The 11,769-nt window shown below is 40.6% G+C and carries 13 protein-coding genes; 8 read left to right on the top strand and 5 right to left on the bottom strand.

All coding sequences use genetic code 11. The features are described 5' to 3' along the window. Nucleotides 1-51: 51 nt before the first annotated feature. On the top strand, nucleotides 52-456 hold the full coding sequence (gene mscL / locus Q0R88_RS19635; RefSeq protein ID WP_295719432.1) for a large-conductance mechanosensitive channel protein MscL: 405 nt from the start codon (nucleotides 52-54) through the stop codon (nucleotides 454-456). A 152-nt stretch (nucleotides 457-608) separates the two neighbouring features. On the opposite strand, the gene Q0R88_RS19630 is transcribed toward mscL, so the two are convergent. Beyond that, nucleotides 609-1,487 carry a ChaN family lipoprotein gene (locus tag Q0R88_RS19630; RefSeq protein WP_295719430.1) on the bottom strand — a complete coding sequence of 293 codons (879 nt, stop codon included), beginning with the start codon at nucleotides 1,485-1,487 and terminating at the stop codon, nucleotides 609-611. Nucleotides 1,488-1,621: 134 nt separating this feature from the next. On the opposite strand from Q0R88_RS19630, the gene rpmH reads away from it, so the two are divergent. The 4 genes from rpmH (at nucleotide 1,622) to tsaB (ending at nucleotide 3,200) form a co-directional block, all read left to right on the top strand. After that, complete coding sequence (gene rpmH, locus Q0R88_RS19625; protein WP_184542896.1) at nucleotides 1,622-1,780, top strand: 50S ribosomal protein L34; 159 nt, start codon at nucleotides 1,622-1,624, stop codon at nucleotides 1,778-1,780. A gap of 79 nt (nucleotides 1,781-1,859) precedes the next feature. Further along, on the top strand, nucleotides 1,860-2,261 hold the full coding sequence (gene rnpA / locus Q0R88_RS19620; protein ID WP_295719426.1) for a ribonuclease P protein component: 402 nt from the start codon (nucleotides 1,860-1,862) through the stop codon (nucleotides 2,259-2,261). After that, nucleotides 2,261-2,500, top strand: coding sequence for a membrane protein insertion efficiency factor YidD (yidD, locus tag Q0R88_RS19615; protein ID WP_295719819.1), 240 nt, complete (start codon nucleotides 2,261-2,263; stop codon nucleotides 2,498-2,500). The genes rnpA and yidD overlap by 1 nt, the downstream gene beginning before the upstream one ends. Before the next feature lie 7 nt (nucleotides 2,501-2,507). Next, the gene (gene tsaB, locus Q0R88_RS19610; RefSeq protein ID WP_295719425.1) at nucleotides 2,508-3,200 is read left to right on the top strand and encodes a tRNA (adenosine(37)-N6)-threonylcarbamoyltransferase complex dimerization subunit type 1 TsaB; all 693 of its coding nucleotides are present in this window, start codon (nucleotides 2,508-2,510) and stop codon (nucleotides 3,198-3,200) included. Between the two features lie 160 nt (nucleotides 3,201-3,360). On the opposite strand, the gene Q0R88_RS19605 is transcribed toward tsaB, so the two are convergent. Further along, the gene (locus Q0R88_RS19605) at nucleotides 3,361-4,800 is read right to left on the bottom strand and encodes a DUF5723 family protein (RefSeq protein ID WP_295719423.1); all 1,440 of its coding nucleotides are present in this window, start codon (nucleotides 4,798-4,800) and stop codon (nucleotides 3,361-3,363) included. Between the two features lie 139 nt (nucleotides 4,801-4,939). Beyond that, complete coding sequence (locus tag Q0R88_RS19600; protein WP_295719421.1) at nucleotides 4,940-6,529, bottom strand: hypothetical protein; 1,590 nt, start codon at nucleotides 6,527-6,529, stop codon at nucleotides 4,940-4,942. Between the two features lie 85 nt (nucleotides 6,530-6,614). On the opposite strand from Q0R88_RS19600, the gene Q0R88_RS19595 reads away from it, so the two are divergent. The 3 genes from Q0R88_RS19595 (at nucleotide 6,615) to Q0R88_RS19585 (ending at nucleotide 10,755) form a co-directional block, all read left to right on the top strand. Further along, complete coding sequence (locus Q0R88_RS19595) at nucleotides 6,615-7,004, top strand: DUF423 domain-containing protein (protein WP_295719419.1); 390 nt, start codon at nucleotides 6,615-6,617, stop codon at nucleotides 7,002-7,004. A gap of 123 nt (nucleotides 7,005-7,127) precedes the next feature. Then, nucleotides 7,128-9,617 (top strand): primosomal protein N', encoded by a 2,490-nt coding sequence (gene priA / locus Q0R88_RS19590; protein ID WP_295719417.1) that lies wholly within the window; start codon nucleotides 7,128-7,130, stop codon nucleotides 9,615-9,617. 478 nt (nucleotides 9,618-10,095) lie between these two features. Next, the gene (locus tag Q0R88_RS19585) at nucleotides 10,096-10,755 is read left to right on the top strand and encodes a protein-L-isoaspartate(D-aspartate) O-methyltransferase (RefSeq protein ID WP_295719415.1); all 660 of its coding nucleotides are present in this window, start codon (nucleotides 10,096-10,098) and stop codon (nucleotides 10,753-10,755) included. Nucleotides 10,756-10,788: 33 nt separating this feature from the next. On the opposite strand, the gene Q0R88_RS19580 is transcribed toward Q0R88_RS19585, so the two are convergent. Together Q0R88_RS19580 and smpB are read right to left on the bottom strand one after the other, a co-directional pair. Next, entirely contained in the window at nucleotides 10,789-11,172 is a 384-nt protein-coding gene (locus Q0R88_RS19580) for a hypothetical protein (RefSeq protein ID WP_295719413.1), read from the bottom strand. A 74-nt stretch (nucleotides 11,173-11,246) separates the two neighbouring features. Continuing rightward, the gene (smpB, locus tag Q0R88_RS19575; RefSeq protein ID WP_295719411.1) at nucleotides 11,247-11,699 is read right to left on the bottom strand and encodes an SsrA-binding protein SmpB; all 453 of its coding nucleotides are present in this window, start codon (nucleotides 11,697-11,699) and stop codon (nucleotides 11,247-11,249) included. Between the last annotated feature and the right edge of the window lie 70 nt (nucleotides 11,700-11,769).

The following is an 11,769-nucleotide window of genomic DNA, read 5'->3' as shown; positions in this document are numbered from 1 at the left end:
GAATACGATAAAAATTTATTTATTACCTTAGATAAACTAAATATAAATCTTATGGCTATCGTAAAAGAATTTAAGGAATTCGCTATGCGCGGCAACGTTGTTGACCTCGCAGTGGGTGTTATTATCGGTGCGGCCTTTGGTAAAATTGTGACGTCATTGGTAACTGATATTATTATGCCTCCCATTGGCATGATGACCGGCGGCATCGATTTTAAAAACCTTAAGTATGTACTTAAACCAGCAGTGGATAAAGTCCCGGAAACCGCTATCAACTACGGTTTGTTTATCAACAATGTAATCGATTTTGTAATTGTGGCTTTCTGTATATTTCTTATTGTTAAAGGAATAAATTCCCTTAAAAAACAAGAAGAAGCTGCCCCGGCAGAACCAGCTGCACCAACAAAAGAAGAAGTTTTACTTACCGAGATCCGTGATCTGTTAGCAGTAAAAAAATAATCTGTTGCGGGTGGCGGGGTTCGTGTTGCGAGGTTCGTGTTGCGTGTTGCGAGGGGCGGCAGATGAAATAAAAATATTTTAAATATCAATCCCCTGAACCTCGCATCCCGCTCCTCGAACCTCGAACCCCGATACCCGCACCGAACCCCAATCTAAAAGCTCCGTGGCAGCTTCGGATCGGTTAAAATAATGTAATCTGCCAGTTGTTTAAATTTGCTCCAATCGGGGTTGTTAAAATTGTCATCGGCATAGGCTGCTACGGTGATTGACCTTGCATTGGGTGCATATTTTTTTAGCTGGGCCACAGTGCCCAGTTTTTCTTCGCTGTGGAAACCACCATTAAGCTGCAGTATTTTAAAACCTGAATGGTTTTTATAAAATTTGGCAATTGACCAGCCCATGGTAGCATCCCAAAGGTTTTGCGATTGATAAATTTGCATACCCGCCATGGCGCTGTGCCCACCCATAACTTTTACAAATTTATCATAATATAAACCTGTAGCTGTATCAATAGGTAGCGGGGCAAGGTAGGTTTTGGCCTGGGCATCCAATTCCTGTAAGCTGCTTAAACCGCCGCGTGTAACCATATTGGTATACCGGGAGGGTGCGTTAGCTGCTATAACGGGAGCCTCGCTTTGTTTGGCAAGTTCAACAAGCGGTCTGTAATCTTTATAATTAGGCCAGGTGCGGGCATCGCTGATTAAGTTTTTCTCGCGGATGAGGCCTGCCAGGTATTCATTTAACACCAGTTGGCAATCGGTGCTAAACATTTCCATAGATAAGGCCGTTTTATGTGGATATTGTTGTTCTAGCTCTTTAAATAGCTCAAATTCCAATATATGCCCTGTGGAGTCATTGTGTTCTTCGCCAAAAAATAATACATCAGCTTTGTTCATACTGTTAATAATATCACTAATTGTTGCCTGTTTTTGAGTTGATGTGTTATATATTTTATAGTGGGAAGCGGCTATTTCCTGCCCCGTGGTTATAAAAGGTAGGCAGATAAGTAAAAGGATGCCGGCTGATTTCATATTATGGTTTTAAAACGTTTAATTTACACCAACAAAAACAGAATGACAAATAAGAAAAATAGTGTTTGAAAAGTTTCAAAATATTACTACATTTGCGCTCTTGTTTTTAAAACGACGAATAGAATAAAATAGCCATGAAAAGAACGTTTCAGCCTTCTCAAAGAAAAAGAAGAAATAAACACGGATTCCGTGAACGCATGTCAACTGCTAACGGTAGGAGAATATTAGCAGCCAGAAGAGCTAAAGGCAGAAAAAGATTATCAGTTTCTGACGAGGGTAGTCACAAAGCATAAACCGGTTGCGATGGTTTGCCAGTAGGTAAACCAATGGATACCGATTACCTGCTTAAACTCCGGTTCCAATAAGGCAACTATGTATACTTTTAAAAAAGAAGAACGGTTATGTAATAAAAGGCTTATTGATAAGCTTTTTCATAGCGGCTCTTCTTTTTTGTGTTATCCTTTTAAGGTGTCCTGGTTGTATAATGTCGAGCCACAGCAGTATCCTGTACAGGTATTATTTGCGGTACCCAAACGGCGCTATAAGCGCGCGGTTGATCGTAATTTAATAAAGCGCTGTATGCGTGAAGCGTACAGGTTGCACAAGCAACAAAGTCTTTACCATTTGCTGCAAGCTGCCGATAAAACAATTGTGCTATCGATAGGGTATATTGGTAAGGAGATTGCTCCTTATAGTTTGATGGAGAAAAAGATGCTGAAGCTGCTAACCCAGCTTGCGCAACAATTAGTGGCAACCAATGATACTGTTGTATGATGGGGCTGGTAAGGTTGATTAAAGCACTTATTGGTGGTATTTTTATATTGCTTATAAAAATATATCAATATTTTATCTCGCCCTTAACGGGTGCATCATGCAGGTATACGCCCACGTGCTCCCAGTATGGTGTAGAAGCCATAAAAAAATACGGTGCCTTTAAAGGTGGGTGGTTAACCATAAAAAGGATTGCCAGCTGCAACCCCTGGGGTGGGCATGGCCATGACCCTGTACCATAAAATTAATATGAGCCTCATTTTACAAATTGAAACTGCAACTACATCCTGCTCAGTTGCTTTGGCGGCTGATGGCAAAGTTTTGGCTTTTAAGCAGGTAAATGAGCGCAACAAACACGCCGAAGTAATCACTTTATTTACTGAAGAACTTGTAACCAATGCCGGTTTTACCTATAACGACTTGGATGCCATTGCGGTAAGTTGCGGCCCTGGCTCGTATACTGGCTTGCGCATAGGTATATCAACGGCTAAAGGGTTGTGTTTTGCATTAGATAAGCCCCTTATAGCAATTGAAACGCTTGAGGCTATGGCTTATGGCATTATCAATGATCCCAATATTGTAATTAGCAAAGGCACGCTTTTATGCCCCATGATAGATGCGCGCCGCATGGAAGTTTATTGCGCTGTGTTTAATACCGATGGCGAAAAACTAAGAGCAACGGCTGCAGATATTATTGATGAAAATAGCTTTAGCGAACTGCTGAAAGATCATCAGGTTTTGTTTTTTGGCGATGGCGCCGATAAATGCCAGGTTGCTTTGGGCTCCAATCCCAATGCGCTGTTCATAAATAGTTTTGAAAATTCGGCTACTTACCTTACCCAAAGGGCCGCCGAAAAATTCAAGAATAGTGATTTTGAAGATGTGGCTTACTTTGAACCTTATTATCTGAAAAATTTTATTGCCGGCAAGAAAGCTTTGTAATAGAAGGAAGAGTCAAGAGTTAAGAATCAAGAGTTAAGAGTCAAGAAAAAGTCTGGTGAATAATTAGGGTATCGCAGAAAAGGTGGTTAAAACAAAAGTTAGCCATCATGCATTCTTTGTCTTGATTCTTAACTCTTGATTCTCGACTCTCCTAAAATAATTACTTATCAGTTTTAAATATTCGACCCCATAATCTTCCAAAAAAGCCTTTTTCGCCCATGGGGATATAGCTGGCGTTCATGGGATGCTCAATTACCGACCCAAATTTCATCGAAAATCCTAAATATATATCCATTCCTGAATAGGGGCCGTAATGGTCTATTTGTGTTTGGTTGCCTAACGCGGCCATTGTAAGTCGTCCGGTATTCAATAATCTTTCCGAGCCTATGTAAAATTCAATGTTGGGGGTTTTGTACATAAATTGCGCGCCGACATTAAATAGCTTCAAATCGTCATAACTGGCAATAATACTGCCTGTATAGTTGTGATATTGCACATGATTAACAAGAGCCGCTGTAAAGCCGGTAAACCATACTTCCTTTGAACCCACAAGTGTCGGTGTGTATTTAAAGTTGTTATCGTAATCTATCCAGTATGTTTTTGCCGCGCTTAACTCAGCTTTAGCATTTGTTTTTGTAGTAAATGACCCTATAGCTCCGTTGCTTTTGAATATATTGAGGCTGTGATCATAAATATTGTCCTCACGATCAGTTGATGCAAGGCCTGTATAAAGGTCGGTATTATTAAAATCAGATATTGTTGATCGGCTGCTCCAATGAATAAAACCAAGGTCTTTAATATTAGCCTGTATGGTTATTTTATCATCTGTGATGTATGATGTGCCTAATGTTATGGATGCACCAGGGCTACGAAACGTTGGTAAGTAATCACGGGCAGATGCTGCCCCCGGTATATAACTTGAATAATAACGGCCTCGCATGGTAATCAGTGCCTCACTGGTAAGTTGATTAAATTGAGCCTGCGAGCCCTCTATATCAAATTTTGAATACTTTATACCCAATAATGCACTCAGCTTAAAACCAAACGCAAACTGTTTATTGATGCGCTCGCGGTATGAAAAGCCTATCTGGTTGTAGGATTGCATCAAAAGATGATTATTGAAAATATTCTGATAGATAGCGCCATCTGCGAATTTTGTACCACCATCAAGCAGGGCTGCGGTTTCATCGGTGAGCGTTCCGCGCGATTCTAATTTTGTCTGGTACGAAAATCCCATTTCAACGTCGCCGTTAAGGCTGGTAAATGATTTAAGCATAATAGCATAGGCATTTACGTTGGCATTGAAATGATTTATCTTCCCTTTGCCTATCGTTACCTTATCAGAATAGTATGAGGGTATAGTGGAAAATAGCCTGCTTTTAACACTCTGTTGGATATCGCCGGTGAGGTATGCGTTGGCATTAAAGTTTGGTATAAAAAAATTGAATGCGTATTGCTTGCTTGAATCAGGGATGAATGACCTTACCGAAGGGTTTTCAAACGAATCATAAAGCGTACCCGTGTTGTACTGTGAAAATTGCTGGGCAGAAACCGAGAAGGAAAGGATCAATAAGCAAAAAACGATGTAAATTTTATTCATATATAATATTTCGCCTGGCCTTAGCCTCTTTGATTTTTTAAAGATAAAATGTAAAATTGATTATCAATAAAAAAGAATAAATTAATCAGCAGTTTTAACGTATTTAAGTGCAATGTAGTTGTGTAATGGTACAAATTATTTACTTATTTACCCTTGTTGTATCCACACTGTTTAACTGCATACAAAAATTAGTATAGAAGTTTCTGTCCGACGATGTGAATTGATAGGCAGCTCCATAAAAGTTCTTCCAGCCGGGCTGATTGTTTTCAAAGGCATCATAAACGGAGGTTTTAAGATCACGCTTCAGTATAGGCTGGGCATTTTTAAAGTTCATAAAGAATGCCACATTGCTTCTTTCGGCCAGCAAATTGTTAAACTCATTATACCGTGCTGTTTTGCTGATGAATTTACGATTGATGTAAGTATCAGTATAACTTACCAGTTCTGATGGAGTGGCAGCCAGTACCAGGTTGTTATCAATGATCATAAAGTAGGGTTTCCTGAAAATGCTGAAAGCATCGCCCAATAAAAAAAACGGTAATTTTTCATAATTAAACTGCCCCATATTATCATTTATCATGGTGCTTATGTTCATCATTAACGGCAATAGTTTTGATCCATCTTTAACAGATACTATGGCATATTTTTCCTGGTAACGGGTGGTTACTATAGCAAATTCGTTGCTTAATAAATGTTCAAACTCGGGTTTTAAAAACATGCCGGTTTCCTGCCTTATTTTACCAAATAGCAGGTCCTTTTCTTTGCTCACCCCAGCTTTGTTATGCCATTGGGAAAGATCTGCAGCAAATTTTTGTGGATCAGATACCGCGAAATTGATACTGTAAGCTGTTGTTGCAGGAAATATATCTTTCAATTGATTAATAACCGGTTGTTGGTTGGCAAAAAGGTTTAAATAGCTAAATGTATGGCTATTGAAGCTGGTAGTGCCGTTAAACATCAGCGCATCGTTTTTGTAGTTTAAGCTAAGCGCCGCAACGGCAGGCAACAGCCGGAAACTTTTAAAAATATCTGTATTCTTATTGGTGAAAAACTGATCGAACACGGGCGACAATTGCCTGTAATTGATATATAGATTTGCCAGGGAGTTGGAGTTTTGCTGATCTGGAAGTGGAACAAAAATGTTTTTCCCTTTATCGTTACGGTACAATATACTTTGATTGATCAGCGATCTTGAAAAACTGCCTACAAAAATATTATCCTCTTTTTTAATGATGTAAAAGTGTTTGTTGATAGCTTTTATCAATATATCATACTCCAAACCGATGGCGTTATGTCGGGTAATTAAAGTAAGGCCATTTTTAGGCCGCTTACTTATTTTGGCAAAGGCATCTGGTTCAAAACCTGTAGCCGCAGTAGTAGTCACCAACAGGTCAACGTCATCTGTATTAGTGGGGTGGACGGACACAAAAACGTTTTGCCCGGAAAAGAATCCATCAGAGAACGGAGATGATAGTAATAGCTTTCGCAGGGTATCAAGATCACTTAATTTACTCTTACCAATAACACCGCTTAACAGTTGATTGCCGTTAAAAATATCGTAAAACCCTTTCTCGTTATTAAACTCAAATATAGCAACAGCGTTATCGGGGATGGTTTGCATCACCTGATTGTTGCGTACGCCCGGCGGACTTAAATTTTTAAAATAAACAACCGTAATGAATACAGTGGCAACAAGTAAAATTAAGGTGGTAACTATCAGTCGTTTCATTGCGGTTTGCTTTACAAAGATAGAATTTTACCCTGCGCCATTAAAGTAATACTTTCAATTGGTTAACTTAGCTTTTTATATCTGCATGAACAAACAAATAATCATCACCGCTTCGGTTTTAGGTATGTTGGCTGTTATAACCGGTGCATTTGGCGCGCATGGGTTAAAAGCGGTTTTATCTGCCAGTCAGCTTGAAGTATGGCATACAGCTGTACAGTATAACTTTTATCACGTATTTGCTTTACTGTTCCTTTCAACCTTTAAGGATACTACAAAAAGTAAGTTGATTTCAGCCTCTTATTACCTGTTCACCTTTGGCATCATATTTTTTTCGGGATCATTATACCTGCTAAGCTGCCGAAAACTTATTGGCTGGGATTGGCTAATCTACATGGGGCCGATAACTCCGCTGGGTGGCCTGCTATTCATTTTAGGCTGGCTGATGCTGGCCATTGCCGCTTTTAGATATAAATAGGAGTTTTAAATTAGAGTGAAGAGCCCAGAATCAAAACCGGAGAGTTTGGATTTAATTGACAATATCATAAGTTTTTAATCTTGATTCCTGACTCTTAATTCTTAATTCTTTTAAAAATACACCATGTTAGAGTTTGCCGAATTTGAGTACACCGATCGTAAAACGCTTTTTGTTGAAGTGATTTTACCGTTGGCTATCTCAAAAAACTATACTTACCGCGTACCCTTTGAGCAAAACGATGTTGTGGCTGTAGGCAAAAGGGTGGTGGTACAGTTTGGTAAAAGCAAATTGTACACGGCAATTATAAAAGAGATCACATCCCTGGCCCCGGAAAAATATGAGGCCAAATATATTATTGAGGTGCTGGATGATCGCCCGGTGGTTACACCGCATCAGTTGTACTTTTGGCAATGGGTTGCAGATTATTATATGTGCAACATTGGCGAGGTGATGAATGCCGCGCTACCCGCAGCCCTTAAACTGGCCAGCGAAACCCGCATACAACTTAATAAGGAATTTGATATAGATCGGTCGGCCCTACATGATAAGGAATTTTTGATTGTAGAGGCGCTGGATATTCAGCCCGAACTTACTATAAGTGATATAGCCAAGCTGCTTGGCCAAAAAATAGTGATGCCTATTTTAAAGGTGATGTTTGAGAGAAACCTCATTCACATCAGCGAGGAAGTGAGCGAGCGTTACAAACCACGTAAGCGCACATTTATTACCCTTAACCCGGTTTATAATAATCCCGAAAACCTGCGCGAGCTTTTCCCGATACTGGAAAAACGTGCGCCCAAACAGGCTGATGCTTTGCTGGCCTATATCAAGCTATCACGGCATCAAAAGGCAATTACCAAAAACGAACTGATTGAGGAAAGCGGTGCAGGGGAATCAAGCATTAAAGCGCTGCTTGAAAAAGATATTCTGTTGGCAGAAGAAAAAAATGTTAGTCGCCTGCATTTTGAGGAGGACCCGGATGCCATTACCAATTTTGATTTAAGCGAACAACAAACCCAAATACTGGAAAGTATCCGTACCCAGTTTAAGGAGAAGGATGTAACGCTGCTGCATGGCGTAACCTCATCCGGGAAAACGCAGATCTATATCAGGCTTATTGAAGAAATGATGCGTGACGACAGGCAGGTGCTTTACCTGCTGCCAGAGATTGCGTTAACCACCCATATTATAGAAAGGCTGCGGATTTATTTCGGTGCCGATATTGGTGTTTATCATTCCCGTTTTAATGATAACGAAAGGGTGGAGGTTTGGCAAAAGGTTTTGAATAACGATTACAAGGTGATACTGGGCGCCCGGTCATCATTGTTCCTGCCGTTTAATGATCTGGGGTTGATCATCGTAGATGAAGAGCATGAAACCTCCTACAAACAATTTGATCCTGCGCCACGCTACAACGCCCGCGATGCGGCCATCTTTTTGGCCAATACACACCAGGGTAAGGTATTATTAGGTTCGGCCACGCCATCATTTGAGAGTTATCATAATGCCAGGATTCACAAATATGGTTTTGCCGAACTAACTGAACGTTTTGGCGGAGTAGAGCTGCCCAATGTTGAGGTAGTGAGCATAGCTACAGAAACCAAGCAAAAAACCATACAATCGCATTTTACCAGTGTATTGATGGCTGGTATAAACGAGGCACTGGCCAACAAAGAGCAGGTGATCCTTTTCCAAAACCGCCGTGGTTATGCCCCGGTACTGATGTGTAAAATTTGCGCTTTCACGCCTAAATGCATCAATTGCGATGTAAGCCTTACCTATCATAAAAGCAGCGGTAAACTGCATTGCCATTATTGTGGTTATAAAGAAGATTCGCCTTCCATTTGCCCGGCCTGTGGTTCAACCCATTTGGAGTACAAAGGCTTTGGTACCGAAAAAATAGAAGATGAGCTAAGCCTTTTATTACCAGAGGCCCGCATTGCCCGCATGGACCTGGATACTACACGGTCACGTAATTCGCTGCAAACTATATTGAATAATCTGGAAGAGAAAAAGATAGATATATTGGTAGGCACACAAATGGTTGCCAAGGGCCTGGATTTCAGCGATGTTACCCTAATCGGTATCATTAATGCTGATAGCCTGCTTAAATTTCCTGATTACAGGGCCAACGAACGTAGCTTCCAGATGCTGGCGCAGGTGAGTGGCAGGGCTGGCAGGCGGGGTAAGCAGGGGAAAGTGGTTATCCAAACCTATGATCCCTTTCACCGGGTGATAAAACAGGTAATAGCAAACGATTACAGCGATTTGTATTTTACCGAAATGGCCGAGCGTAAAAGCTTCAAATATCCACCATTTTACCGCATCATCAACCTGGATATTAAGCATAAAAATCCCGAAGTGTTGTATAACCAGGCTGTATACCTGGCCAATGAACTGCGCAAACATTTTGGCGACCGGGTGGTTGGCCCGGAAGCACCCCTGATCAGCAGGATCCGTAACTTCTACATCAAATCTATCATGCTTAAGTTTGAAAAGGATGGCATCTCCATTGTAAAAGCTAAAGCTATTTTAAAAGATGTGATTGTACAATTTCAAACTACCAAACTGAGCAAGGGCAGTATTGTACAGCCTGATGTGGATCCTTATTGATATTGCTCTCTGAATCCTTTTAAAGGTCTGTCGTCCTGAGGAACGAAGGATCTATTATTCGCCATGCTTCTTCGCCCTGTAAAGTCTGCGAATAGATCCTTCGTTTCTACCTATGACAAGTTATAAAAATGAAGTCATCCTGAACTTGTTTCAGGACCCCACAGGACAGGTAGCCCACATGTAATATACTTAGCAAGTGGGATGCTGAAACAAGTTCAGCACGACATTAGATTTAAATCGCTTTGTCATTTCCATGTTCAGAGGCCGCGGATTTTAAAACTCACGATGACAAACTTTTTAAAATTACATTTCCTTTTCAGGGTTTCCTGGAATTTTATCACCCGCGATGACGGTTTTTTTGTTAACCGACGGATTATAACAGCTTAAAGTTTTTTTCTTGCTAACAGTTAATGGATTATCCGTTCAAGGTAAGAAAGCTCTCCCAAAATCCCCAAAATCCTGCTAACTTTACTGTGTAATGGCTCAGAAATATATTGATAATTATCGCGAAAAAGGTGCCCGTAAGCGATTGGTGGATATTCTGGAAAAAAAAGGTATCCGGGATGAAGAAGTGCTGAGGGCAATAGGGAAAATACCGCGCCATTACTTTTTTGCTGAAACTTTCTGGAACAAGGCATACCAGGATATTGCCTTCCCGATAGGTGAGGGTCAAACCATTTCACAGCCCTACACTGTTGCTTACCAAACCGAGCTATTGCATATCCGCAAGGGCGATAAGGTGCTGGAGATTGGTACAGGATCGGGCTATCAAACTTGTGTTTTATTAGAAATGGGTGCTACCGTATACACCATCGAACGACAAGAGAAGCTGTACGAAAGAACTAAATATGTGCTACCCGAAAAGATGGGTTATAAGCCCCACTTTTTTTGTGGTGATGGCTCCATAGGTATAGCGCAACATGCACCATATGATAAAATTATTGTGACTGCCGGCGCCCCCACAGTACCGGATGTGTTATTAAAACAATTGAATATTGGCGGTATATTAGTTATACCGGTAGGCGATGAAGACACCCAGAAAATGGTTACCATTCTTAAAGTTGGCGAGCACGATTACGAAAAGATAGTGCTGGACACGTTTAGGTTTGTGCCTTTGGTAGGGGATAAGGCCTGGTAGAGGGGCCCCAGCCCCCTGAATGGAGTTTTTGAATTACCACCTTAACCACCCAATGTACCGGGTAAATTTGGTGCTGATATTTTCTGCAGGATAATGCCTCTCCATTTCTACTGGAGCATATGGTTCTGGACGATATGCAAAATGGAATTTTTGGATATCATGATTAAACTCAATATGTAAGGCTTCCCTGTTCCATTCCGGAGAGTCGTATATTGTAATTACAAGTTTGTGTACAGATGTGTAACCAAATAGTTTTTTCTCAAGTCCGCTGTTTCTGATAAATCTTATCAATAAAAGCATGTCTTGGAAATTTAAACCGTTGGAAACTAAATCAGCGTAAAATTTTTCTATACCTTCCCAGGGAACTACTTTTGCTGTTTGAGGCTTATATATTTTAGCTTTTTCCCTGTAGATCATATAATTGAGATAATATCAAATTTAAGAAATGCAGAGTGAATAAAAAAGCTTTCTCTTTAGAAGATTGAGGGGCTCTACCGTTTCATCGCCCTGTCCATCTCTATCTTGGTATCACGCTCTTTCATGGTATCGCGTTTGTCAAAAGTCTTTTTACCCTGGGCAAGGCCTATTTCCAGCTTGGCAAAACCGCGTTCGCTGATGAATAGGGCAAGGGGGATGATGGTCAATCCTTTTTCTTCGCCCCGGGTTAATAGTTTTTTGAGTTCTTTTTTGTTGAGCAGCAGCACGCGGTCGCGTTTGGCTTCATGATTATAGAACGAACCGTAAGAATATTCGGCTATGTGCAGGTTACGCACAAAAAGCTGGTTATTAATGAAGGTGCAAAAAGCATCATTGATATTTGCTTTACCCTCACGGATGGATTTAATTTCGGTGCCCAGCAATTTAATACCGGCAACGTATTTATCCAGTACGTGGTATTCAAAATAAGCTTTCTTGTTCTTAATATATATTTTATCCTCGGCCATTATATTCTGCTGCTAAAGCTGCAAACTTACATAAAAAATTGGCCCCCGCTAAATCACCAGGGAGGGGGCG

Origin of the sequence: Mucilaginibacter sp. (assembly GCF_025362475.1) — a bacterium.
Lineage (GTDB): Bacteria > Bacteroidota > Bacteroidia > Sphingobacteriales > Sphingobacteriaceae > Mucilaginibacter.
The sequence above is the reverse complement of the archived record's forward strand: the minus strand, read 5'-3'. Positions and strand labels throughout refer to the sequence as shown.